This window comes from Promicromonospora vindobonensis (assembly GCF_042685865.1).
Lineage (GTDB): Bacteria > Actinomycetota > Actinomycetes > Actinomycetales > Cellulomonadaceae > Promicromonospora > Promicromonospora vindobonensis.
This window is the reverse complement of the sequence record NZ_JBHUOG010000001.1, coordinates 186,872-211,862: the sequence shown is the minus strand read 5'-3', so window position 1 is coordinate 211,862 and position 24,991 is coordinate 186,872. Positions and strand designations below refer to the sequence as shown.

Genomic DNA, 24,991 nt, shown 5'->3' with positions numbered 1-24,991 from the left:
TGCAACCGTTTCCTCCCAGTTCCGTGGCCGGTGTAACAGAAAGTTAACGCGGGATTGCCAGACGGAGCCGGGGGATGCCTTAGGGTCCCATGGAACCGGTTCCATCCACGAAAGACGGCTCGTGCGCGCACGCTCCACACTTCTCCTGCTCCTGCCAGGGCTGGCGTTCCTGCTCGTGGGCTTCCTGCTGCCTGCGGTGGCGATGCTGTTCGCGCCGCCCGGCGTGACCTTCCCCCAGGTGCTCGAGCGCATGGGGGCGATGCTCACCGACCCCTACGATCTCGGCATCGTGTGGCGCACCGTGCGCATCGGGCTGGTCGTCACCGCCCTGTGCGTCGCGCTCGGGTTCCCGATCGCCTCGCTGCTGGCCCGCTCCCAGTCCCGGTGGGCCGGGGTGCTGCTCGCGCTGGCGATCTTCCCGCTCCTGCTGAGCAACGTGGTCCGCACCTTCGGCTGGCTGGTCATCCTCGGGTCCAACGGCGTGATCGGGCAGCTCCTGACCGGGCTGGGGATCGTGGAGGACGCGCCCCAGCTCCTGTACACGGAGCTGGCCATCGTGCTGGGCCTGGTCCAGCTCTTCCTGCCGCTGGCGGTCATCACCTGCTACTCCGCCGTCGCGCAGGTCGATCCGGGGCTCGACGAGGCAGCCAGGGGGCTGGGCGCCAGCCGCACCCGTGCCTTCTGGACGGTCCTGGTCCCGCTGTCGCTGCCGGGCATCGTGGTGGCGGCCACGCTCGTCTTCGCCGGGTCGGTCACCGCGTACACGACGCCCTACCTGCTCGGCGGGTCCAGCCAGCGGATGCTCTCCACCCAGCTCTTCTCCTACGCGAGCGTCACCGTCGACTGGGCGGCCGCCTCTGCGACCGCGATCGTCATGACGGTGCTGGTCTTCCTGGTCTCCGGGCTCTCGTCGCTCGTCGGCCGCAAGGGGGCGACGGCATGAGCCAGGTCATGAGCCACGCAGGCAAGCAAGGCATGCGGCTGCGTCACCCGGTCGCCGGCACGCTCGCCGTCCTCGGCTACGTCGTGATGATCGTCCCGATCCTCTTCGTCGTGGCCACGGCGTTCACGGCGGGGAGCACGCTGCGCTTCCCGCCCGAGGGCTTCTCGCTGCGCTGGTTCGCCGAGGCCGCCGGGTACACGCCGTTCGCTGAGGCCCTGGTCTCCAGCCTCGAGCTCGCGGTCCTGGCCACCGGGCTGGCGCTGCTGCTCGGCGTGCCGGTCACGCTCGCGATCCACCGCGGCCGCATCCCTGGCAAGGAGCTGCTGGAAGGCCTCTTCCTGTCGCCGCTCGTGGTGCCGGAGCTGGTGGTGGGCCTCGCCCTCTACCAGCAGCTGATGATCGGCGTGGGGCTGGACAACTTCAGCACCCTGCTGCTCGGCCACACCGCCCTGCTGCTGCCCTACGCCGTGCGGGTCACGGGCGCCTCGCTCGCACTGGCCGACCCGGCGCTGGAGGAGGCGGCCCGTGGCCTGGGCGCGTCGCCGCTCAAGGCCTTCGTCACGGTGACCCTGCCGATGCTGCGGCCCGGCCTCATCTCTGCGGGCCTGCTCGGCTTCGTCACCTCGTTCAACAACGTGCCGCTGTCGCTGCTGCTGCAGACGCGCGACTTCCGGACGCTGCCCGTCACGATGCTCGACTACGTCCAGCAGAGCTACGACCCGATGGTGGCCGCCGCCTCCACGATCGTGCTCGCCGCGACGGTCGTCGTCGCCGTCGTCGCGGAGCGCACGGTCGGCTTCGCCAAGATCTTCGGAGGAATCAACCGATGACCACCCCCGCCGCCGAGCTCATCGGCGTCTCCCAGCGGTTCGGCAGCTTCACCGCCGTCGACTCGATCGACCTGCAGATTCCCCGTGGGCGCCTGACCACGCTGCTGGGCCCCAGCGGCTGCGGCAAGACCACGACGCTGCGCATGCTCGCCGGGTACAGCGCGCCGACGTCGGGCCGGATCCTGATCGAGGGCGACGACGCGACCCGCACGCCCCCCGAGAAGCGCAACCTCGGCATGGTCTTCCAGTCCTACGCGCTGTTCCCGCACCTCACGGTCGCCGACAACGTGGCATACGGCCCGAAGATGCGCCGCGTGCCCGCCCCCGAACGGCGCCGCCGGGCAGGGGAGGCGCTCGAGCTCGTCGGGCTCGCGCACCTGGGGGACCGCAAGCCCAAGCAGCTCTCGGGGGGTCAGCAGCAGCGTGTCGCGCTGGCCCGGGCGATCGCCATCCGTCCCCGCCTGCTGCTCCTCGACGAACCGCTGTCCAACCTGGACGCGCGGCTGCGCGTGCAGATGCGGGCCGAGATCCGCCGCATCCAGTCCGAGACCGGGCTGACCGTCGTGCTCGTCACGCACGACCAGGACGAGGCCCTGGAGATGTCCGACGAGATGGTGGTCATGCGCTCGGGAAAGATCGTGCAGAGCGGCGCACCCCGCGACGTGTTCCCCGCGCCGGCCGACCGGTTCGTCGCGGAGTTCCTCGGCTACGAGAACTTCCTGACGCTCGCGGACGGCCGGCAGGCCGCCGTCCGCCCGGAGCACCTGCGCGTGGTGCCCCTCGAGACGCCCGCCGACGGTGCGGTGGCGCTCGACGCCGTCGTCGTCGACGTCGCCTACCGCGGCGTCGACCTGCTCGTGACGCTCGACGCGACCGACCCCGCCGGCGCCGCCGTGCGCCTGCTGGCCGACCACCGTGCCGACTCCGCGACAGGGCCGACGCCGTCCGCCGGCGACCGTGTGCGGCTGCTGGCGCCCGAGGCTCGTCTCGCCCTGCTCGACCCCACACCCGCCCCCGCCACCCCGACCGAAGGAATCTCATGACCCGCACCCTGACGGCGCGCCGCACCGCGGCGATCGCCTCCGGCCTCGCGGCCACCTCGCTCCTGGCCGCCGGCTGCTCCGCCACCGACGACGCGGCGGCAGAGGACACCATCGTCGTCTCCGCGTTCCCGTTCGGCGTCGAGGAGTTCCAGGAAGCCGTCGTCGACCCGTTCACCGAGCAGACCGGGATCGAGGTCGAGGTGGAGACCGGGTCGAACGCCGACCGGCTCTCCCAGCTCCAGGTGGCTGGCGAGGACTCCGGCATCGACGTCATGCTGATCTCGGACTACTACGCGGCGCTCGGCCAGGAGGACGACCTGTTCCAGCAGGTCGACGCCGCCAAGGTGCCGTCGCTGGAGCAGGTCGCCGACTTCGCGCTCGAGGACGCCTACCTCGGCCCGGCCTACAGCTACCAGCTCAACGGGACGCTCTACTCGACCGAGGCGCTGAGCGCCGAGGAGGCGGCCGCCTGGGACCTGTACGGCGACGCCGCGCACGCCGGTGAGCTGGCACTGCCGGACATCTCGGTGACCGCAGGGCAGCTCATGATCTCGGGCGTCGGCGCCGAGTACGGCGACGGGCCGTACGACATCGACGCCGCGCTGACGCAGCTCGGGGAATGGGCGCCGGGGATCCTGCAGTTCTATGCCTCCTCCACCGAGGTGACCAACCTGCTGACGCAGGGCGAGATCGTCGCCGCCGACTCCCTGAGCGGCTTCGCCACCGACCTGGTCGCCTCCGGTGAGCCGTTCGCCTGGACGCCGCCGGACACGGGCCGCTACATGGCCACCAACCGCGCGATGATCCCGGCGGGCGCTCCGAACGCCGACGGCGCGCACCAGTTCATCGACTACCTGCTCTCGGCCGAGGGCCAGACCAAGTCCGCCGAGCTGGTGGGCGACCTGCCCGTGAACACCGAGGCGACCGTCCCCGACTCGATCGCCGCCGTGGTCGGCGACATCGCGGCCGACCCCGTGGCAGCGGGCTACGAGACGCTCGACCCGACGGAGCTCGTCCCCACGCGGGCCGACTGGGTGGACCGGTTCGCGCGTGAGGTGACGGCCGGCTGACCGGGCACCTCATGAACACTCTCCCCACCTCCCTGCCCACCGCCCCGTCCACCCTCGTCGACCGCATGCCCAAGGTCGACCTGCACTGCCACCTCATCGGCAGCGTCCGGGCGAGCACCTTCGCGGAGCTCGCGCGCCGCGAGGGTCTCGACCTGCCCGCGCCGCCCGAGCGCATCTACGCCGACGTCAACTCGCTCCCGCCCGACCCGGACCTGTACCGCGACACCCGTATCCCGGTGCCGCAGGGGCGCAGCGCCGACGAGCCAGAGGTCTCGTACTCGCTCTTCCAGGTCTCCGGCTGGGTGGGCCAGGTGCTGCGCTCCGCCGACGACCTGACCCGCATCACCTACGAGGCGTTCGAGGCAGCGCACCGCACCAGCGCGACGCGCCACCTCGAGCTGTTCTTCGACGCGGTCCCCGAGCACCTCGCCGCGCTGGGCTACCTGGGCTCCGTCGAGGCGTACGCCGAGGGCATCCGGTTGGCCGAGCGGGACTTCGGCATGACCGGCCGGCTCATCGCGGGCATCGACCGCAGCGGCACGGCGCAGGACGCGCTGGACCGGGTGCGCACCGTCGTCGACCACCCGCACGAGTACGTCGCGGGGATCGGCCTGGACAACCTCGAGACCGCTGGACCGCCCGAGCGGTTCGAGGCCGCCTACCGGCTCGCCGGGGAGGCCGGCCTGGGCCGGACGGCGCACTCCTCCGAGCACGCCCCCGTGGCGGTCAACACCGTGACCTGCCTGGACGTGCTCGGCTGCGACCGCATCGACCACGGCTACTTCGTCCTGCAGGACGACGACGTCGTGGCCCGGGTGCGCGACGAGCAGGTGCCGTTCACCGTCATCTCCACGACGTCGCGGCGCTCGTGGCGGCCGTGGCGGCGGGCGTCCATCGCGGCGATGCTCGAAGCGGGGCTCAACGTGATCCCGGCGTCGGACGACCCCGGGATGTTCCCGACCACGCTGGCCGGCGAGTACCGGATCCTGGCCGACGACCTCGCGGTCCCGGCCGAACGGCTGCGCGAGATGGCGCTGGCCGGCGTCGAGGCCTCCTGGCTGCCGCCCGCCGAGAAGGCGGCGCTCCGGTCCCGGTTCGTCACGGAGCTGGACGCGCTGGCGACACCGGAGCTCTGAGTTCGGTCTGTTGCTGGGTGGTGCCCGCTGAGTTCGGTCGGATGGGATGAGATCGGTCCGACAACTGACCGATCTCATCCCATCCGGCCGATCTCACAGGTCAGGCCCGGTCATGGGACCGAACTCGCGAGCCCCGCAGCCCGAACCCGCGCGAGCGGCCCCCGAGCCGCCGATCACCCGCAAAATCCCGTGCCGACGTCGGAGGGGTCGCCTAGCGTGGCTGACATGTCCTCCCCAGCGCGCCTGCGTCCCGTCGAGCCCGAGCCGGCGCCGGCCCCGATCGCGGAGCGCGCCGCCGCCCCCGCGACCCCGCGGCTCCCTACCGCGGGCGACCTGACCTGGCGCCCCTGGGCCCGCGAGGACGTCCCGGCCCTCGCGGTGCTCCTGAGAGCTGTGCAGGAGGCCGACGGCCGCGACTGGTTCACCCCGGCCGACGAGATCGCCGAGGCCTTCGATGCCCCGGTGTTCGACGCCGCCGCCGACACCCTGGTGGGCACCGACGCCGACGGCGTGATGCGCGCGTACGGTCAGGTCGAGCGGTTGTCCAGCGTGGGAGCCACGCGCCTGCGCGTCTCCGTGTCCGGCGGTGTGCACCCCACGCACCGCGGCAGGGGCATCGGCACGGAGCTGCTGGTCTGGGCGACCGGACGGGCGCGCCAGGCGCTCGCCGCGCTGGGCACGGACCCGCGGCTCGACGTGCTGCCCGCCCGGATCTCCGCGCACCTCGAGGACAGCGACCCCGCCGAGCGGCGCGACCTGGTGCGCACCGGCGGCTTCGAGCCCATCCGGTACTACGCGAACCTGCTGCGGGACCTGAGCGTGCCGGTGCCCGCCGTCGGGCTGGAGGCGCCGCTGCGCCTCGTGCCGTGGTCCGAGGCCCTGGACGACGCCACGCGCCTGGCCCGCAACGACGCGTTCCGCGACCACTGGGGCAGCCAGCCGCGCACGCCCGAGTCGTGGCGGGCGTACCGCAGCTCGTTCGCGCCCGAGTGGTCCTTCGTGGTGGTGGACGAGTCGGTGCGGTACCAGGGATCGGAGCAGGAGCAGCCGGGGGACGCGACCGTAGCGCCGGGTACGCCCTACGTCGTCGGGCTGCACCTGGCCTCGCGGTACGAGCACGACTGGGAGTCACAGGGGTACACAGCGGGCTACACCGACCTGCTGGGCGTCCGGCGCGCCTACCGCGGCCGCCGCATCGCGGTCGCCCTGCTGACGCACGCGATGCGCATCTACGCAGACGCCGGCATGCAGCAGGCGGAGCTGGACGTCGACACGGAGAACCCGACCGGCGCGACCGGGCTGTACGCACGGCTCGGCTACACCAAGTCCGACGGCTCGACCCTCTTCACCATCGAGCTGTGATGCACCAACGAGCTCTGGTGCACCATCGAGCGCCGAGCGGCCGGAAGACCTGAGCTCCAAGGAGACCAGCATGACCGTTGACACCACGCCCCTTGCCCCGATCGCCGAGCGCGCGGCCGCGCCGGCGACCCTGACCCTGCCCACGGCGGGCGGCCCGACCTGGCGCGCCGCTACCCGCGATGACGCGCCCGTCTGGCTGGCGCTGCGCAACCATATCGCCAGGGCCGACGCCGAGCCGTACGTGGAGAACCTCGAGGAGATCGAGGAGATCTTCGAGGGTGCGTGGCGCGACATGGCCAGCGACTCCCTGCTCGGCTTCGACGCCGACGGAGCGCTGGTGGCCTGGGCACAGGTCGAGTGCCCACCCGGCGACGTCACGCAGGTCCGCGCCTTCTGCTGGGGCGGCGTGCACCCGGACCGGCGCGGCGAAGGCATCGGCCGCGAGCTCCTTGCCTGGGAGTCCGGCCGCGCGCGGCAGCTGCTGGCGGCGTCGGGCAAGGAGGTGCCCGCACGGATCGGCGTGTTCGCGGAGGACGACGGCCCCGCCTCCAGGCACCGGCTCTACGAGCGGGCCGGGTTCCAGGTGCGGAGGTACTACTCCGACCTGGCGCGGCCGCTCGGAGGGACCTCGTCCGGTCCCGTGCCTGACGTGCCCCTGACGGGCTCGCTGCGGCTCGTGCCGTGGTCGGCGGACCTGGACGAGGCCGCCCGCCTCGCGCACAACGACGCCTTCCGCGACCACTGGGGAAGCCAGCCGCAGACCCGCGAGCAGTGGGCGCAACGGGTCTGCTTCGCGCCCGAGTGGTCGTTCCTCGTGGTCGACGCGGCGCCCGACGTCGACGCGCTGCTGGCCTCGCCGGACACCGACGCCGAGACGGCCGCCGCCCTGCGCGCAGGAGAACCCCTCGTGGTGGGCTACGAGCTCGCGTCCCGGTACACCGAGGACTTCGCGGTGCGCGGCTACTCGTTCGGCTACACGGACATCCTGGGTGCGCGTCGTGCCTACCGTGGCCGCAAGGCCGCCCTGGCGGCGCTCGCGGCGGGCATGCGTGCCTTCGCCGCCGACGGCATGCAGTTCGCGGTGCTCGACGTCGACACGGCCAACCCGAGCGGGGCACACGGGCTCTACGCCAGCCTCGGCTACACCAAGACCTCGGGATCCCGGATGTTCTCGATCGAGCTCTGACCTACCTACTTCGCCAGCCGCTGGCGACGGGCCTCGTAGAGCACCACGGTGGCGGCGTTGGCCGCGTTGAGCGAGCTGGCCGAGCCGGTCATCGGGATGCTCAGCGTCACGTCGGCGGCGTCGCGCCACGCGCGGGTCAGGCCGTCGTTCTCGCTGCCGACCAGCAGCAGGACCGGCTGGGTGAGGTCGAACGCGGACATGTCGGCGTCCCCGTGCTCGTCCGTGGCCACCACGACGATCGGGAGGCCGGCGGCGCGGCGCTCCTCGACCCAGGAGATGACCGCCGCCGGGGACGGGCTCCGCACCACGGGCATCGCGAAGAACGACCCGGTGGTGGCGCGCACCGCCTTGGGGTCGTAGGCGTCGGCCGAGTGGCCGGTGGTGATCACGCCGTGCGCCCCGAACGCGTCCGCCGACCGGATGACCGCGCCGATGTTGCCCGGCTGGGTGGGCCGGTCGAACACGACTCCCAGAAAGTCCGGGCCGGCCTCGATGCGGTCGAGGACGTCGGGCCGCATGGCGACGACCGCGAGGAGCTCGACCTCGTCCTTCTCGGCCAGCTCGGCGAGCAGGTCGGGCGACATCTTCACGTGCTCGGTGTGCGGGTGGGCCGCGAGCACGTCCCTCGCCCACTGCGAGAGGCGGCGCTCGCCGTCGTACAGCAGGGCCTGGATCTCCCAGCCGTGCTCGACCGCCATCGTGATGGGCCGCACGCCCTGCACGATGAACTGCCCGGCGCGATGCCGCTTGTTGCGATTGGTGAGCAGGGTCTGCAACTGCTGGAAGCGCGCGTTGCGCAAGGAGATCCGGGTAGCCACACCCCCATCCAACACCGTTTCTCGGTCAGCGCCGCAGCAGCCTCGCCATCGCGGCTCGGGCCCGCTCCGAGCCGAACAGCTCGGCGGACCCGGTGACGGCGTCGTCCACGTGCGTGTCGAAACGGGTCAGCAGGTCCGCGTTGAGCAGCTCCTTGGTCGCGGCCAGCCCCTGCGGGTCGCCCGCCGCCAGGTCGGCGAGGACGGCGTCGACCGCCCGGTCGAGGTCCGCCGACGGGACGGCGTGGGTCACCAGCCCCCAGGCAGCGGCCTCGGCCGCCGTGAAGGGCGCCCCGGTCAGGAAGGTGCGCGACGCGGCGCGTGGCGTCATCCGCGGCAGCACCGCCAGCGAGATGACGGCCGGCGCGAGCGCGAGACGCGCCTCGGTGAAGGCGTACGTGATGTGGTCCGCGCTGATCGCGACGTCGCACGCGGCGACCAGCCCGATCCCCCCGGCCCGCACCGGCCCGTGCACGCGCGCCACGACGGGCTTGGGCAGGGCGAGGATCGCCCGGAGCACCTCGGCGAGCCGCCGCGCGGAGCGGGTCATGCCGTCGGCAAGGGCCTCGGTGAGGTCCGCCCCGGAGCAGAACGCCGGCCCGCTCGCGGCCAGCACGACCGAGCGGACGTCGTCGTGCGCGGCGCGGTCCAGGGCGGCCTCGAGCTGGTCGAGCAGGGCCGACGAGAGGGCGTTGCGCCGCTCCGGGGAGTCGAGCGTGATCCGGGCGTACGGGGCTGACGGAGCATCGGCAGGCTCGGTCGCGACGACCTCGTACGCGACGTGGCTGGGGCTGGGCATGAAGAAGTCCTCCTGGTGGGGCCTGGCGCACTGAGGTTAATGGTGGTTAACCTCAGTGACATGCCTAACATGCATACCTCACCAGAGAACCCGGGGCACACCAAGCTCCGGGACGCGGTCCGGGAATTCGCCGACCGCGAGATCGCGCCCCACATCGCCCGATGGGACAGGGAAAGCCGCCTGCCCGTCGAGGTGGTGCACCAGATGGGAGAGCTGGGCCTGTTCGGCCTGACCGCCCCTGAGGAATACGGCGGGTCCGACCTCGGGCTCACCGGGCTCACCATCGCCGTCGAAGAGATCGGCCGCGTGGACCAGTCCGTCGGCATCACGCTCGGGGCCGGCGTCGGCCTCGGGGTAGGAACCCTGCTGGCCTACGGAACCCAGGAGCAGAAGCAGACCTGGCTGCCCGACCTCGTGGCGGGGCGCCGGCTCGGCGCCTTCGGCCTCACCGAACCCGGCGCAGGCAGCGACGCCAACGCCATGAGCACCACGGCAGAGCTCGTCGACGGCGAGTGGGTCATCAACGGCGCCAAGCAGTTCATCACCAACTCCGGGACGCCGATCACGAGCCTGTGCACCGTCGCGGCCCGCACCGGCACCCTGCCCGACGGTCGTCCGGAGCTCAGCGCCATCCTCGTGCCGACCGACACCCCCGGGTTCATCGTCGAACCCCTGCACGACAAGATGAGCTGGCGCTCCTGCGACACCCACGCGCTGCGGTTCGAGAACATCCGCGTCCCCGAGGCGAACCTGCTGGGCCAGCGGGGCAACGGGTTCAAGCAGCTCATGATGTCCCTCAACTCCGGCCGCGTGGCCGTCGCCGCCCTGGCGACAGGCTGCATCCAGGCGATGCTGGACCTGGCCGTCGAGCACGCCGGCGTACGCCCCACGTTCGGCGGCCCCATCGGCCGCAAGCAGGGCGTCGCCTTCCAGATCGCGGACGTCGAGGTGATGCTCCAGGCCAGCCGGGCGCTCACCTACCGGGCAGCCGCCCTGAAGGACGACGGCGCGCCGCTCGACGAGTTCCGCAGGGCGTCCTCCGTCGCCAAGCTCTACGCGACGGAGTCCGCCGTGACCGCCACGCGCATCGCGGCGCAGGTGTTCGGCGGCTACGGCGTCATGGAGGACGGCCCGATCGCCCGCTTCTACCGGGACGCGAAGGTCCTGGAGATCGGCGAGGGCACGTCGGAGCTCCAGCGCATGCTCATCGCGAGGGGCCTGGGCCTCCCGGTCGAGTAACCGCACCGAGCAGCCGTCGAGTGCTGGGTAGCTGCGCTCTCGAATGATTCGAGGGAGCAGACACCCAGCACTCAGCGGTCCCGGGAGGCCGTCCCGGGGAGCAGGGCTGCGCGGGCCATGGTCGTCAGGAGAGAGCGCATCGTGGCGCGGCCGATCCGCGCGCTGTGCGGGGTCGAGTTGAGCAGGCCGAACGCGGCCTGTACCGCCGCCCGCGCCTGCGGCCCCGACAGGTCCGGCCGTAACGGCCGCAACGCATCGCACCACACGTCGACGTAGGCGAGCTGGCGCTCGCGGACCTGCGCCCGCGCGTCGGCGCCGAGCGCGCCCCACTCCCGCTCCTGCACGACGATCAGGGCGGGGTTGTCGAGCGCGAAGTCCGCGTGCCGGGCGATCAGGGCCGTCAAGGCGCCCTCTGCCGCGGCCTCCGGCTCGGACAACAGCTCCCGGGCTCCGGCGAGGAGCTGGTCGGAGGCGTGCAGCAGACAGTGCCCGAGGATGTCGTCCTTGCTCGCGAAGTGCTTGTACAGGGCGGGTCCGGAGATGCCGACGGCCGCACCGATGTCGCCCATGGAGACGCCGTGGAAGCCACGGGCTGCGAACAGGCCGGCGGCCGTGCTCAGTATCTGCTGCCGGCGCGGGGTCACGGGAGCAGTCTAGGAGCGGCGGCCGGGAGGGTGCGCGCAGGTCAGGGGGCCAGGTGCCGGGCGCTCGCGGACGCCACGTCGGCGTCGGACCGGAACGGCTCCACCCAGTAGACGAGCTCCTGCTGGTCCCGGAAGGGCTCGACCACCTCGAAGTTCTCGTACGAGACGCCACCGGGGATCGGCGCGGCGCTCGCCCAGTAGGCCCAGCGCCCGTTGACGAGCACCTCGAGCGCGTCGCTCGGCTCGGGGACGCGCCAGCCCTGGACCGCCTTCTCACCGAGGTACCGCCAGTGCTCCGCGGTGTCCGCCGAGTGCTCAGCGTCGTGCGGCGCTGCCTCGTCCGGGGTCGCCCACACGCTGACCGCCCCACCGGACTCCGCGAGCAGCGCGCGCCCGAACACCCCGTGGGCGGCGAAGCCCGTCCCCGTGAAGCCCGGCCAGAGCTCGCCCGGCGTGACCACGCGCTCGCGGAGGTGGAGCCGGCGCAGCCGCGCGAAGTTGCCCATCGTCGCGGTGAGGACGCACGACCGCAGCGGCACGGACCCCTCCCGGAGCGCGGCGGCCACGGACACCTCGTGCGGCCGGTCGGCGCGGAACCTGACCCGCACCACCACCTCGGCACCGTTCTCGAAGCCCTCGCTGTGCACGTGGACGGTGAGGTGCTCGACACCACCGATCTCTTCGACCACGCCGCGGGCGGGCCGCAGCGGATCCCGTGGTGTCGGGTCCTCCGGGCCGTCCGCGCTCCAGAACCGCTTGCCCGGAGCGTCGTCCAGGGCGCTGTGCTCCAGCTCGGAGTAGCCGCGCTCCGTCGCCCCGTGCGGGATGGGTTCGACGGCGATGAAGTTCAGCAGCCGGTCACGCGGATGCCCGAGGTAGGGGGCGTAGACGCGCAGCAGTCCCCGCGGCCCGCGCAACGGGTGCAGGCCCACCTGGAGCCCGTCGGCGAAGCCCCAGCGCGGCTCGGCGGGGACCTCGCTCGCCGGGCGGAGCCAGCCGTCGGCGACCTCGGGCGGGTGGGGCGGGTCAGGGGGCACGGGAGCTGCGGTGGATGTCATGTGGACCTTCCAGACCTGGACGTCGTCGGACCGGGCTGTGCGAGCGGCAGGCTAGCCCTATCCGAAACCGGTTTCAAGCACCTGAGTCCAAAGCCGGCTCCGACGGGTGGATCAGCGGCTGTCGGACGGGACGAAGGGTCCGGAACGTGGCTGTTTGCGGCTCGATTCGGCCGCACGATCGCACACTTGACGGTGAAATCGGTTTCTGTCACCCTGGGCTCATCGCCATCGATCGAGGAGGATTCATGGCACGGAGGCTCGGGCGCACCGCGTTCGTCGTCGTACCGGCTGTCGGTGCTCTGTCGCTCGCCGCAGGGGCCGGCTCTGCCGCCGTCGCGGGACCCGACTCTCGCGACGAAGGGTTCCTGCTCACCGACGTCACCAACGTCGAACGCGTGGGGCAGATCACCGGCGCCGAAGGTCCCGGCGACACCACGCAGTACGCCGTGAACTTCACGGACCTCGGCTCGATGTTCGAGGCCGACGGCAAGGTGTGGTTCGCGTTCGGTGACACGTTCGGCGAGCGCGACGACGACATGACAGGGGGAGGCGGCTCGCACTGGCGGTCGAACACCCTGGGTTTCACCACCGACACCGACCCGTCCGACGGCGTGACGATCGAGGGCATGATCCTCGACGACGCGGGGGCGGCGAAGGAGCTGCTGGGCTCCAAGAAGGTCGACGGCGACGAGATCACCGTGATCCCCACCCACGGCTTCGCCACGGACGCCGGGATGTACCTGCACTACATGTCGGTGCGGCAGTGGGGCACACCGGGTGAGTGGGAGGTCAACCACGCCGGCCTCGCGCGGTCGACCGACCAGGGACAGTCCTGGACCACGTTGGACGCCCCCCGCTGGAGCGGCGACTCGGGCTTCGTGCAGATCAGCCCCGCCCACGTGACCATCGACGGCCAGGACTGGCTCTACGTCTGGGGGATCACGCACGGCAGGTTCGGGGGAGTCTCGCTCGCCCGGGTCCCTGCCGCGCAGGTGGAGGACCCGGGGGCCTGGGAGTACTTCGCCGGGCTGAAGAAGGGCGGGCCAGGGGCCGACGGCCGGCCGCGCTGGGCCGACGACCCGGCGGACGCCGCCCTCGTGCTCGACGACACCGTCGGTGAGCTCTCCGTGGTCTGGAACGACCATCTCGACCGCTGGATCATGACCTACCTCGCGGAGGGGCGCGGCGTCGTGCTCCGCGAAGGGCTGACCCCCTGGGGGCCGTGGGGCGAGCCGGTCGAGCTCGTCGGTGCCACGGAGGTCCCCGGGCCGTACGCCCCCTACATGCTCCCGCGCTACACGCAGGACGGCGGGCGAACCATCTACTTCGCCCTGTCGATCTGGGACCCCTACAACGTGTTCTGGTACCGGGCCGACCTGGTCAAGAACTGACGGCGCGCACCGCCTGCCGTCATCCATCGGCGAGCTCACCGACGAGCTCACACCACGAGGAGAACATCATGATCAGCAAGCGATCACGCCGCGCGATCGGCGTCGCAGCCGCCGTCGCGACGGCCTTCAGCCTCGGCGCGTGCGGGAGCGGCGGCGATGCGGCGGCCGACGGCCGCGTGCACGTCACGTTCTGGCAGCAGAAGTTCGAGGACTACCAGCAGGAGTGGTTCAAGGAGAACGTCGAGGCGTTCAACGCCTCGCAGGACGAGGTCACGGTGGACCTCCAGGTGGTGCCGGCCGACACGTGGGAGCAGAAGCTGCAGGCGGCGCAGGCGGCAGGCAAGCAGCCGGACATCGCCACGACGAGCTACGGGAACATCAAGTCGGGCGTCGCGGAGGGCAAGTTCGCCCCGCTGGACGAGTTCCTGCCGGCCGAGGCCTTCAGCGACCTGAAGGAGAACGTGGCCCCGTTCGTCACCGTGGACGACCAGCACTACGCGTACCCGATGCTCGTGGAGCCCTCCACCGTCCTGTACTACCGCTCCGACCTCGTGCAGAAGGCCGGGCTCGACCCGGACAGCCCGCCCGAGTCCTGGGACGAGCTCCTGGAATGGTCGAAGGCCCTGACGAAGGACGACGTCAAGGGTATGACCGTCGCATCGACCGCCGCCGACCTCAGCTGGTCGAGCTGGGGCCTGCAGCTCAACGCGTGCGGCCACCTGCCCGTCGCTGACGACTGGTCGGCCGCCCGGGCGACCGAGCCGTGCTTCGCCGAGCTCGCCGACTTCTACAAGGAGCTCTACCAGGAGGACCTCATGCCGCAGCAGCCCAAGGTGGGCTACGCGGACGGCCAGCCGTACGGCGAGGGCGAGGTGGCGATGATGCAGGGCGGCTCCTGGGTGGTGGGGCAGCTCAAGAACGACTTCCCCGATGTCGTCGACAAGACGATGGTCGCTCCGTTCCCCTCGGCCGACGGCGACGTGACCAGCACGACCTCGACGCTCGGCGGCTGGACGCTCACGCTCGACTCGAAGTCCGAGGCGCCCGAGGAGGCCGCACAGTTCATCGAGTACCTGCTGGCGGGCGACCCGGAGATCATGGCCGGCTTCTTCAAGGAGACGGGCTACTCGAAGTACACGGTCCGCGGCTCGGTCGACGAGATCCTGGCGGACGACCCGGAGGCCTCGGCGGACCCGTTCATGGCCGTCATCTCCGAGCAGGTGGTGCCGTACGGCCAGGCCGAGCCCGCGTACCCGTACGACATCGCGCTGGCCATGGGCACGGCGCTCGAGTCGGCGATGAAGGGCACCACCGACGTCGACGGCTCGCTGCAGACGGCCGACGACGCCATCAACGACATCATCGAGAAGCAGAAGCTCTCGGGCAACGCGACGAGCTAGGAAGGACGTCAATCGTGTCCATCACCGCGGCTCAGCAGCACCCCGCCGCGCCCGGCGCGGCAGGGGTCGAGGACGTGACGGGCGAGCGTCGCCCGGCCGGTGCGGCGGCCAAGCGGCCACGCGACAACGTCACCGCCTATCTGATGATCGCGCCCATGGTGATCCTGCTCGGGATCTTCGTCATGTGGCCGCTCGTGTACGCGTTCTACCTCAGCGGATTCGAGATCAGCTTCTACTCCGACCCCGAGTTCGTCGGCCTGCAGTTCTACCGGTACGTGCTCGAGGACGAGCGCTTCTGGGCGTCGCTCGGTGTCGGCCTCTACTACGCGGCGATGGTCGTGCCGACCGGGATGTTCATCTCGCTGCTGATCGCGAGCTTCATCAAGACCCTCAGCGTGCGCATGGCGAGCTTCCTGAAGACGACCATCTACGTGCCCGCCGTCGTCTCGACCGTGGTGGCGTCGGTGCTGTTCGTCTTCATCTACCAGGACCAGGGGCTGGCCAACTGGCTGCTCGGGGCGCTCAACGCGGGCCCCGTCGCGTGGCTCAACGACCCGGCGCTGGCGCTGCCCGCCATCGCCGTGCCTGGCATCTGGCTGGGCCTCGGCCTCACCACGCTCATCATGCTGGCCGGGCTGCTCGACATCCCGGAGAGCTACTACGAGTCGGCCCGGCTCGACGGCGCGTCGTTCGTCCAGCGCACCTGGTACATCACCATCCCGCTGCTGAAGAACGTGCTCCTGTACCTGTTCGTGACCGGCACCGTCGCAGCTCTCCAGATGCTCGACCTCCCGCTCATCATGACCAACGGCGGGCCGGTCAACGCGACCACGACCCCCAACCTGTTCATCTTCAACACGTTCCGGGACGGGAGCGAGTACTCGGTGAGCTTCTCGCTGACCGCCGCCCTGCTGCTGTTCCTCGTGCTCGGCGGCATCTCGGCCCTCGTGTTCCGGCTGATCAGCTCAGAGAAGGCGATCGACGGATGACCAGATCTCTTCGCACCGCAATCGTCAAGTGGGTGCTGCTCGTCCTCATCTCGTTGAGCGTGCTGTTCCCGCTTGCCTGGATGGCGATCGCCGGCTTCAAGGGCAAGACGGAGGTGCTCTCCAGCCCGTTCCAGTTCTTCCCCGAGATCTGGCGGTTCCAGAACTACGCCGACATCCTCGCCGACCCGCAGTTCGCGCGGTCCATGGGCGTGACGCTCCTCGGCGCGGTCATCTTCACGGCAGGCAGCCTCGCCGTGAACTCCATGGCCGCGTACGCGCTGGCCCGGCTCGACTTCGCGTGGAAACGGTTCTGGTGGGTGTACTGCATCCTGCCGATGTTCGTGCCGATGATGGCGATCCTGCTGACGTCGTTCGTCGTCGTCACGGAGCTGGGCATGCTCGACACGCTGGCCGTCCTCATCATCCCCGGCGTCGCGTCCTCGGTGCAGATGTTCTTCGTCCGGCAGTTCTACCTCGGGATGCCCATGGCGCTGGAGGAGGCCGCCCGCATCGACGGCTGCACGCGGTGGCAGATCTTCACGCGGATCTTCGTGCCCCAGTCGGGGTCGGTGTTCGTCGTCGTGGGCATCGGGTCGTTCCTCGCCTTCTGGAACGCGTACGTCTGGCCCATCCTCACGATCACCGACCCGAACCTCATGCAGATCATGCAGTTCCTCGGTACCTTCCGGTCCGAGCGCGGCAACGAGTGGGGCCTGCTCATGGCCGGCTCCACCCTCGCGGCCCTGCCGACCATCGTCCTGCTGCTGTTCTTCCAGCGGTTCGTCGTGGCCGGCGTGCGCATCTCGGGCATGAAATGAGCTGAGCGGCACCGCGCTCGCGGTGCCGCTCAGGGGTATCCGGCCCCGGACTGCTCAGTCGCGCGGAGCGCGCTGGGGCGTCGCGCCGATGTCGGGCACCGGGCCGGTGGCCAGGTGCACCTCCATGTCGTCGGCGGTCGGCGTGGCCGGGCGGTGCGCGGTCGGCCGGTCCAGGTAGAACAGGGCGGTCGACGCGATGTCGTCCCGCAGGGGGAGGTACCGCCACCCGCTGCGCCAGCCGAGCGCCTGGATGTCGACGCGCAGCCGCTCGGCGAAGTGGATCGGGTCGGTGACGTGCCAGCGGTACATGCCGAAGCGCTGCTGGCTTGCGTAGAGCCCGTCGGGCCGGATCACCTGGGGCATGCCGAGGTACGGCGTCGAGAACTCCGTGTAGCCCTGGCCGGGGACGTCGAAGTTCCACGCGCCGCCGAAGTAGTCCTCCGTGCCCGTGCCGCAGATCGTCGGGTAGTCCTCGTCGGCGTCGAGGTAGAACTTGATCTCGCCCTCGCCCCACCACCCGTTCGAGTTCACGCCCCACGCGAGGTAGGTGCCGACGTAGTGCCCGGACCCCTCCACGCCCTCGACGATGGTGTGCGGCACGCGGTCCTCGAGCGGGTTGCTGCGGCGCCACTGCGCGTGGAAGTAGCCCTCGTTCGCGTGGCCCCCCTGCGGGGAGACGTCCTGCTCGTAGGTGACCTGGTAGTAGACGCGGACGTCCACCTCCGAGGTGTTCTCCAGCGTCAGCCGGGCACCCGTGCGGAACGGCATGGGCCAGTACGAGTTGAAGCCACCGTGCGGGTTGGCGGCGATCATCTGGGAGCTGACCTGCGTGAAGACGCCCCATCCGCTGCAGAAGAAGTCGCCGTACGGCACCTCGACGGCGGGCTCGGCCGCGTCGTCCCAGAACGCCCGGATCACGAGCGTGCGCCAGTTGTCGGTGTGCGTGGTGATCCAGATGTGCGTGATCCGGCCCGCGCCGCGGATGGTGGCCAGGTCGAACGTCTCGCCGGCCCTGATGTCGACGCTCGGTGAGATCTTCCACCCGGGGCCCAGGTCACGCGCCGATGCGGCGCCCGTGCCTTCCGTCGCACGTCCACCACCGCCCTCCGAGCCGTCGAAGTTCTCGGGGCTGATCGATCGGGTCCGGACGTCGCGCAGGGCCGAGAGGCTCCGCAGACCAGGGTCGAGCATGTTGAGACCACACTTCCTCGTGCGTCGGGGCCGCGGAGGGCCTTCCTTGTGAAACCGATTTCACCAATGTAGGGTCGAGCCAGACCCGTGTCAACCAGCTCGGGGCGCACGGCCGACGCCGTGTTTCACCGCACCTCGCCGGAAGGACGCCGATGGCCACGATCTACGAGGTCGCCGAGCTCGCCGGCGTCTCCCCGGCGACGGTGTCCCGCGTCTTCAACGGCACCAGGGTGTCGCCGGAGAACGCCGAGCGGGTCCGCCAGGCGGCGGCGAAGCTGAGCTTCACGCCGAACCGCACGGCGCGCACCCTGCGCAGGCAGCACTCCGAGGTGATCGCCCTGGTGATCCCCGACATCGAGAACCCGTACTTCACCGAGATGGCGCGCGGCGTCGAGGACGTCGCGCAGGAGGCCGGGTTCTCCGTGGTGCTGTGCAACACGGACTCGCAGCCGGCCAAGGAGGCCACCTACTTCCAGATCGCGCTCTCGGAGAGCATGGCGGGCATGATCGTCGCCCCTGCGTCGAGCCGGAGCGACCTCGCGAGCGTCATCGGGCGCGGGCGGCCGGTGGTCACCGTCGACCGCACCACCGACTTCGACGTGGACGCGGTGGTGATGTCCAACCGGCCGGCGGGCCGCGCGGCCACGGACGCGCTCTACCAGGCCGGATACCGCCGGATCGCGTGCATCACCGGTCCGGAGGACATCGATACCGCCTACGAGCGGGCCCAGGGCTGGAAGGACGTCGTGACCCGGCACGAGATGTTCGCCGACCCCGCCGAGTACCTCCGGTACTCGACCTTCGGGGTCGACGGCGGGGTCAAGGTGGTGACCGACCTGCTCGCGCTGCCGGAGCCGCCGGACGCGATCGTCGCCGCGAACAACCTCCTCGGCGTCGGCGCGCTGCAGGTGCTCACCGAGCGCGAGCTGACGCCGCTGAGGGTGGGTGTCGCCGTCATCGGCGGGCTGCCGTTCACGACGCTGCCGCCGAGCGCCGTCACCGTGGTGCGGCTGCCGGCCCGGAACATGGGCGTCACGGCCGCGCGGATCCTGATCGAACGGATCAAGGGCGACACGCAGCCTGCCCGCACCATCGTGCTGCGCAACCAGCTGGTCCCCGGGCGTCATCGGGTGGCTCCCTGACGGACCGCGGGGCCCGGCTCGCCGGCCCCTGTGCCGCCGATGTGGCACCTTGAACGTGAAATCGATTTCTGCAAGAGTGGTCCTGGAACGACCGAACGGCACGCAGGAGTGGGTCAGCGCGACCCACGGATCAAGGAGGATCCCGATGGCTACCGGGCTGAGCGGCAGGCAGGACGGCGTGCTGGACGCCTCGGCGTCGGCCGCCGCGTTCCCGCTGGGCGGGATCGGCACGGGCAACGTCTCGGTCGGCGCCCGCGGCGAGCTGCGTGACTGGGAGCTCGCGAACCGGCCCGCGAAGGGCGCGAAGAACCCCTTCTCGTTCTTCGCGATCCGCGTCGCGCCCGGTGGGCCGGACGCCGCCGGTGGGCCGGACGGCGCAGTGCCCGTGACGTGCGTGCTGGAGGCGCGGCACCGCCCGCCGCACGAGGCGGACCAGGGTTACTACGCGGGCGACGTCGCCGGGCTGCCCCGGCTCGCGGACACGCGACTGCGGGGCCGTTACCCGCTGCTGGAGCTGGACTTCGTCGACGCAGACCTGCCCGTCGACGTGTCGCTGACGGCGTTCACCCCGTTCGTGCCGCTGGACGAGGACGACTCGGGCATCCCGTGCGCCGTCCTCCGCTACCGGGTGCACAACCCCGGCGCCGCCGCCGTGCGGGTGTCCGTGGCGGGATCGCTCGCCAACCCCGTCGGTGCGGGCCCGGGACGCGACGTCTTCCACTTCCCCGAGTACGCAGGGCGCCCCCGCAACGAGTGGCGCGCGGCGGACGGGATCAGCGGCCTGTTCCTGACGTCCGACCTGCCCGCCGACCACCTGCGGTCGGGCACGGTGGCGCTGACGACCGGCCGGTCGCCGGGCCGCGTCACGGCCAAGCCGACCTGGCTGTACGGGGCCTGGCAGGACGGCGTGCAGCGGTTCTGGGACGAGTTCCGCGACACCGGTTCGCTGACCCCCGAACCCGTCGCGAGCCTCGACCCGGAGCCCCACCCGCACTGGATGACCCGCCTGCGCGTCGGCTCGCTCGCGGTCGAGGCCGATCTGGCCCCTGGCGCCTCGCACGACTTCGAGTTCCGGCTGACCTGGCACTTCCCGAACCGGCCGTGCGGCTGGGGCGGCAACATCGTGCACGACGACCCGTACCTCGACGAGGTGGTGCGCAACGCCTACGCCACGCGGTACGACGACGCGTGGGCCGTCGCGGTCGACCTGGACCGGCGGCGCGACCCCCTGGAGTCGGCGACGCGCGCCTTCACCACCGCCCTCTACGACAGCACGCTGCCGGGACCGGTGCTGGACGCCGTCGGGTCGAACCTGGCGGTCATCCGCAGCACCACCTGCTTCCGGCTGGCGGACGGGACGTTCGCCGCCTGGGAGGGCAGCTTCGACCAGGTGGGCAGCTGCGAAGGCACGTGCACCCACGTGTGGACCTACGCGCAGTCCCTCGCCTGGCTGTTCCCCGCGCTGGAGCGCAGCGCGCGACGTACCGAGCTCCTGGTCGAGACGCGCGCCGACGGCCGCATGAACTTCCGCGCCAACCAGGTCTTCGGCTCGCCCGCGTGGGACTTCCACCCCGTGGTGGACGGCCAGCTCGGCACGGTGCTGCGCGTGTACAGGGAGTGGCTGCTCAGCGGTGACGACGGGTTCGTCCACGAAGTCTGGCCTGCGCTCGTCAGGGCGGTCGAGTTCGCCTTCGCCCGGTGGGACGCCGACGGCGACAACGTGCTCGACGGCATGCAGCACAACACGTACGACATCGAGTTCGTGGGCGCCGACTCGCGCGCCGGCTCGATCTTCTACGCAGGGCTCCTGGCGGCGGCCGAGCTCGCGGACCGGGTCGGGGACACCGGCCTGGCGGCCCGCTGGCGCGAGGCCGCCGCGGTCGGCGGCGAGCGGATGGACCGGCTGCTCTTCAACGGCGAGTACTACCAGCAGCACCTGGCCGACGTCGACGCGGTGCGCTACCAGTTCGGCACCGGCGTGCTCAGCGACCAGATGCTCGGCCAGCTCCTCGCCCACGTCGTCGGGCTGGGCCACCTGTTCCCGCCCGAGCACGTGCGCTCGGCGGTCCGAGCGGTGCACACGTACAACTTCCGGCCCTCCCTGCTGGCGCACGAGAGCGTGCAGCGTACGTACGCGCTCGGGGACGAGGCGGGGCTGGTCCTGTGCTCGTGGCCCCGCGGCGGACGCCCGCGTATCCCGTTCGTGTACGCCGACGAGGTCTGGACCGGGATCGAGTACCAGGTCGCCGCGCACCTGGCGTTCGAGGGTCTCGTCGACGAGGCCCTCGAGATCGTCACCGCGACCCGGGCGCGGCACGACGGGTACCGGCGCAGCCCGTGGAACGAGGCGGAGTGCGGCAACCACTACGCGCGATCGTTGGCGTCCTGGGCCCTCCTGCTCGCCTGGTCGGGCGTCCGCACGAACGTCGCGGACCGGTCCATCGCCGTCGACCCGCCGGCCGGCACGCAGGCCCTGCGGTCCTTCTTCAGCACGGGGACCGCGTGGGGCCGGCTCGACCTGGACGACGACGGGCTCCGGCTCCACGTGGACGGCGGGGTGCTGCACCTCGACCACGCCGTCGTGCGCGGCGCCGTGCTCACCACCACACGGTCCGGCGCCGTGCGGCCCGGACAGACACTCACCTTCACCCCATGACCATCGGACCAGCAGCACAGAGGGAGCACCACATGTCCTACGAACTTCCAGCAGTGACCCCGCGCCCGCAGGTGGCGCCGAAGACGGCGTACCTCGTGGCGAGCGGCGACCTGCGTGAGTCGGCGAACCAGGCCGGCTGGCCCACCCAGGCGGCGATGGAGGCCGACATCACGGCGGCCTTCGCCGAGCTCGGCTGGACGGTCGTGCGCGCCAACGACGTCGACCCGGCGACGGGGCACGGGTTCATCAGCTCCCAGCGGATGGGGCTCGAGGTGTTCCGCTCCGTCCCGCCGGAGGCGCCGCTGATCGTGGCCGAGGCGGTGTGGCAGTACAGCCACCACGTGCTGGCCGGCCTGCGCACCCACGAGGGCCCGATCCTGACCGTCGCGAACTTCGTGGGGGACTGGCCCGGCCTGGTGGGCCTGCTCGGCCTCAACGCGGGGCTCACCAAGATGGACAAGCCCTACTCGACGATCTGGAGCGTGGACTTCACCGACCAGTGGTTCCGCGACGGCCTGCGCGAGTGGCTGGCGACCGGACGCATCGAGCACGACGCGTCGCACGTGACAGAGGCGCCCACCCTGCCGTCCGGCCCGCAGGCCGACCTGGGGCGCGCCCTGGCCGACCAGCTCCTGCGCGACAAGGCGATCATCGGCGTCTTCGACGAGGGCTGCATGGGCATGTACAACGCGATCATCGACGACGAGCTGCTCAACCCGATCGGCATCTACAAGGAGCGCCTGAGCCAGTCAGCGCTCTGGGCCGAGATGCAGCGGGTGCCCGACGCCGAGGCCGACGCCGTGCAGTCCTGGCTCGAGGACGCGGGCATGACGTTCCGCCTGGGCGGTGACGAGGCGACCGACCTGACCCACGCCCAGCTGCGGTGGCAGCACAAGATGTACGTCGCAGCGCTGCGGATCGCCGACGACTTCGGCGTGGACGCGGTCGGCGTCCAGTACCAGCAGGGGCTGAAGGACCTCAGCCCGGCGTCCGACCTCGCGGAGGGCCTGCTCAACAACGTGGCCCGCCCGCCGGTGCGGTCGAGGGACGGCGCTCGCGTGCTGTGGGACGGCAAGGCGCTGCCGCACTTCAACGAGGCCGACGAGGGCGTGGCCGTCGACGCGCTGGTGACCAACCGGCTGTGGACCGCGATGGGCCTCGACCCGGCCACCACGCTGCACGACGTGCGCTGGGGCGAGGAGTACGACGGCCGGTTCGTGTGGGTGTTCGAGATCTCCGGCTCGGTGCCGCCGTCCCACCTGGAGGGCGGGTACGCCGGCGCGCAGGGGTGGCGGCAGGACCCGGTGTACTTCCCGCTCGGCGGCTCCACCATCAAGGGCGTCTCCCGGCCGGGCGAGATCGTCTGGTCCCGCGTGTACATCTCGGGCGGCAGGCTGCACGTCGACCTCGGCCGCGCCTCCGCCGTCGCCCTCCCCCCGGAGGAGACGGAGCGCCGCTGGCAGGCCACCAACCCGGAGTGGCCGATCATGCACGCCGTCCTGCACGGCGTGAGCCGCGACCAGTTCATGGCCCGGCACAAGGCCAACCACCTCAACGTCGCGTACGCCCCGGACGCGGCGACCGCCGACGACGCACTGGTCGCGAAGGCTGCGTTCTTCGAAGGGCTCGGTCTCCAGGTGCACGTCTGCGGTGAGGTGGCTGCGCTCGTGTGACCCCCAGAGGTTAACGATCATTAACCGGCGGACTATGCTGCGGCACATGGCCACCGACACCGGCGTTGGACCGGATCTACGCACCCTCACCGTGCAGCTGCGCGAGCGGCTGGCGCGCGTGCGCGAGGGCGGCTCGCCCGCGGCGCGTGAGAAACACACGGCGCGCGGCAAGCTGCTCGCCCGCGACCGGGTCGACCGTCTGCTCGACCCCGGCGCCCCGTTCCTCGAGATCGGGGCGCTGGCCGCCTACGACATGTACGGGGGCGAGTGGGCGGTGCCCAGCGCGGGCATCGTCACGGGGATCGGCCGGGTCGCGGGACGCGAGTGCGTGATCGTCGCCAACGACGCCACCGTCAAGGGCGGCACCTACTACCCGACGACGGTGAAGAAGCACCTGCGCGCGCAGCAGATAGCGGCGGAGAACCACCTGCCGTGCGTCTACCTCGTGGACTCCGGCGGCGCGTACCTGCCGATGCAGGACGAGGTGTTCCCCGACCGGGAGCACTTCGGCCGCATCTTCTACAACCAGGCCAACCTGTCCGCACGGGGAATCCCGCAGATCGCGGCGGTCATGGGGTCCTGCACGGCGGGCGGCGCCTACGTGCCCGCGATGAGCGACGAGGCGGTCATCGTCCGCGACGAGGGGACCATCTTCCTCGGCGGGCCGCCCCTGGTGCAGGCCGCCACCGGCGAGATCGTCACCGCCGAGGAACTGGGCGGCGGCCTCGTGCACACCACGACGTCCGGCGTCGCGGACCACCTGGCCGACGACGACGCGCACGCCCTGCGCATCGTCCGCGAGATCATCGGCACCACCACCGGCGCGGCGCCGGCCCCGAGCCTGGACCGGCAGCCGCCGGAGGAACCGGAGCTCGACCCCGACGGCCTCTACGACGTGCCGTCCGACCCCCGGACCCCCTACGACGTGCGCGACGTGATCCGGCGGATCGTCGACGGCTCCCAGCTCACCGAGTTCAAGGCCCGGTACGGCGAGACCCTGGTGTGCGGCTTCGCCCGCATCGACGGGTACCAGGTCGGCATCGTCGCGAACAACGGGATCCTGTTCTCGGAGTCGGCCCTCAAGGGCGCGCACTTCGTGCAGCTCTGCGACCAGCGGCGCATCCCGCTCGTGTTCCTGCAGAACATCGCCGGCTTCATGGTCGGGAAGGAGTACGAGCACCGCGGCATCGCCAAGGACGGCGCCAAGCTGGTCACAGCCGTCGCGTGCACGTCGGTGCCACGGTTCACCGTGGTGCTCGGCGGGTCGTTCGGCGCAGGGAACTACGGCATGAGCGGCCGCGCGTACGACCCACGGTTCCTCTGGATGTGGCCCGGTGCCCGCATCTCCGTCATGGGCGGCGAGCAGGCGGCGTCCGTCCTCGCGACCGTCCAGCGCGACCTGGCGCCCGAGGACGTCGAGGCGTTCAAGGACCCCATCCGCGCCCAGTACGAGGCCCAGGGCAACCCCTACTACGCCACCGCCCGCCTCTGGGACGACGGCGTGATCGACCCCGCCGACACCCGCCGCGTCCTGGCCCTCGGCCTCGCCGCGTCAGCCAACGCCCCGATCGCCGAGCCGTCCTACGGCATCTTCCGGATGTGAGCG

21 protein-coding genes are annotated in these 24,991 nt (G+C 71.4%); 16 read left to right on the top strand and 5 right to left on the bottom strand.

From position 1 onward, the window contains the following. Positions 1-121 precede the first annotated feature (121 nt). The 7 genes from ACFS27_RS01010 (at position 122) to ACFS27_RS00980 (ending at position 7,570) form a co-directional block, all read left to right on the top strand. Positions 122-943 (top strand): ABC transporter permease, encoded by an 822-nt coding sequence (locus ACFS27_RS01010; RefSeq protein ID WP_377179444.1) that lies wholly within the window; start codon positions 122-124, stop codon positions 941-943. Further along, on the top strand, positions 940-1,773 hold the full coding sequence (locus ACFS27_RS01005) for an ABC transporter permease (protein WP_377179442.1): 834 nt from the start codon (positions 940-942) through the stop codon (positions 1,771-1,773). The genes ACFS27_RS01010 and ACFS27_RS01005 overlap by 4 nt, the downstream gene beginning before the upstream one ends. Next, the gene (locus ACFS27_RS01000) at positions 1,770-2,816 is read left to right on the top strand and encodes an ABC transporter ATP-binding protein (protein WP_377179440.1); all 1,047 of its coding nucleotides are present in this window, start codon (positions 1,770-1,772) and stop codon (positions 2,814-2,816) included. Before ACFS27_RS01005 ends, ACFS27_RS01000 begins: the two co-directional genes overlap by 4 nt. Further along, positions 2,813-3,886, top strand: a complete 1,074-nt coding sequence (locus ACFS27_RS00995; RefSeq protein WP_377179438.1) for an extracellular solute-binding protein — start codon at positions 2,813-2,815, stop codon at positions 3,884-3,886. The genes ACFS27_RS01000 and ACFS27_RS00995 overlap by 4 nt, the downstream gene beginning before the upstream one ends. Before the next feature lie 11 nt (positions 3,887-3,897). After that, entirely contained in the window at positions 3,898-5,022 is a 1,125-nt protein-coding gene (locus ACFS27_RS00990; protein ID WP_377179436.1) for an adenosine deaminase family protein, read from the top strand. A 225-nt stretch (positions 5,023-5,247) separates the two neighbouring features. After that, entirely contained in the window at positions 5,248-6,384 is a 1,137-nt protein-coding gene (locus ACFS27_RS00985) for a GNAT family N-acetyltransferase (RefSeq protein ID WP_377179434.1), read from the top strand. Between the two features lie 70 nt (positions 6,385-6,454). Next, positions 6,455-7,570: a GNAT family N-acetyltransferase gene (locus ACFS27_RS00980; RefSeq protein ID WP_377179432.1), complete on the top strand. Its 1,116-nt coding sequence runs from the start codon at positions 6,455-6,457 to the stop codon at positions 7,568-7,570. Positions 7,571-7,575: 5 nt separating this feature from the next. On the opposite strand, the gene ACFS27_RS00975 is transcribed toward ACFS27_RS00980, so the two are convergent. After that, positions 7,576-8,388 carry a TrmH family RNA methyltransferase gene (locus ACFS27_RS00975; protein ID WP_377179430.1) on the bottom strand — a complete coding sequence of 271 codons (813 nt, stop codon included), beginning with the start codon at positions 8,386-8,388 and terminating at the stop codon, positions 7,576-7,578. Positions 8,389-8,413: 25 nt separating this feature from the next. After that, positions 8,414-9,184: an enoyl-CoA hydratase-related protein gene (locus ACFS27_RS00970; protein ID WP_377179428.1), complete on the bottom strand. Its 771-nt coding sequence runs from the start codon at positions 9,182-9,184 to the stop codon at positions 8,414-8,416. A gap of 60 nt (positions 9,185-9,244) precedes the next feature. Between ACFS27_RS00970 and ACFS27_RS00965 the strand changes: the two genes are divergently transcribed. Then, positions 9,245-10,423 (top strand): acyl-CoA dehydrogenase family protein, encoded by a 1,179-nt coding sequence (locus tag ACFS27_RS00965; RefSeq protein WP_377179426.1) that lies wholly within the window; start codon positions 9,245-9,247, stop codon positions 10,421-10,423. Between the two features lie 71 nt (positions 10,424-10,494). Here the strand turns inward: ACFS27_RS00965 and ACFS27_RS00960 are convergent, their stop codons facing one another. Beyond that, on the bottom strand, positions 10,495-11,067 hold the full coding sequence (locus tag ACFS27_RS00960) for a TetR/AcrR family transcriptional regulator (protein ID WP_377179424.1): 573 nt from the start codon (positions 11,065-11,067) through the stop codon (positions 10,495-10,497). A 41-nt stretch (positions 11,068-11,108) separates the two neighbouring features. Beyond that, positions 11,109-12,125 (bottom strand): hypothetical protein, encoded by a 1,017-nt coding sequence (locus tag ACFS27_RS00955; protein WP_377179422.1) that lies wholly within the window; start codon positions 12,123-12,125, stop codon positions 11,109-11,111. Between the two features lie 245 nt (positions 12,126-12,370). On the opposite strand from ACFS27_RS00955, the gene ACFS27_RS00950 reads away from it, so the two are divergent. The 4 genes from ACFS27_RS00950 to ACFS27_RS00935 all read left to right on the top strand — a co-directional run bounded on the left by ACFS27_RS00950 (position 12,371) and on the right by ACFS27_RS00935 (position 16,723). After that, a complete protein-coding gene (locus tag ACFS27_RS00950) occupies positions 12,371-13,516 on the top strand; it encodes a DUF4185 domain-containing protein (RefSeq protein WP_377179420.1) in 1,146 nt (381 codons plus the stop codon). A 68-nt stretch (positions 13,517-13,584) separates the two neighbouring features. Next, complete coding sequence (locus ACFS27_RS00945) at positions 13,585-14,916, top strand: ABC transporter substrate-binding protein (protein WP_377179418.1); 1,332 nt, start codon at positions 13,585-13,587, stop codon at positions 14,914-14,916. A gap of 14 nt (positions 14,917-14,930) precedes the next feature. Further along, a complete protein-coding gene (locus ACFS27_RS00940; RefSeq protein ID WP_377179416.1) occupies positions 14,931-15,905 on the top strand; it encodes a carbohydrate ABC transporter permease in 975 nt (324 codons plus the stop codon). Then, positions 15,902-16,723 carry a carbohydrate ABC transporter permease gene (locus ACFS27_RS00935; RefSeq protein ID WP_377179414.1) on the top strand — a complete coding sequence of 274 codons (822 nt, stop codon included), beginning with the start codon at positions 15,902-15,904 and terminating at the stop codon, positions 16,721-16,723. The genes ACFS27_RS00940 and ACFS27_RS00935 overlap by 4 nt, the downstream gene beginning before the upstream one ends. A gap of 54 nt (positions 16,724-16,777) precedes the next feature. Here ACFS27_RS00935 and ACFS27_RS00930 read toward each other — a convergent pair whose 3' ends face one another. Continuing rightward, positions 16,778-17,914 carry a glycoside hydrolase family 172 protein gene (locus tag ACFS27_RS00930; protein ID WP_377179412.1) on the bottom strand — a complete coding sequence of 379 codons (1,137 nt, stop codon included), beginning with the start codon at positions 17,912-17,914 and terminating at the stop codon, positions 16,778-16,780. Between the two features lie 152 nt (positions 17,915-18,066). On the opposite strand from ACFS27_RS00930, the gene ACFS27_RS00925 reads away from it, so the two are divergent. From ACFS27_RS00925 to ACFS27_RS00910, 4 genes are all read left to right on the top strand, one after another. Further along, positions 18,067-19,056 (top strand): LacI family DNA-binding transcriptional regulator, encoded by a 990-nt coding sequence (locus ACFS27_RS00925; protein WP_377179410.1) that lies wholly within the window; start codon positions 18,067-18,069, stop codon positions 19,054-19,056. A 145-nt stretch (positions 19,057-19,201) separates the two neighbouring features. Beyond that, complete coding sequence (locus ACFS27_RS00920; RefSeq protein ID WP_377179408.1) at positions 19,202-21,712, top strand: GH116 family glycosyl-hydrolase; 2,511 nt, start codon at positions 19,202-19,204, stop codon at positions 21,710-21,712. Between the two features lie 32 nt (positions 21,713-21,744). After that, positions 21,745-23,385, top strand: a complete 1,641-nt coding sequence (locus ACFS27_RS00915; RefSeq protein WP_377179406.1) for a fucose isomerase — start codon at positions 21,745-21,747, stop codon at positions 23,383-23,385. Positions 23,386-23,431: 46 nt separating this feature from the next. Continuing rightward, positions 23,432-24,988, top strand: a complete 1,557-nt coding sequence (locus ACFS27_RS00910; protein ID WP_377179404.1) for a carboxyl transferase domain-containing protein — start codon at positions 23,432-23,434, stop codon at positions 24,986-24,988. Positions 24,989-24,991: the final 3 nt, after the last annotated feature.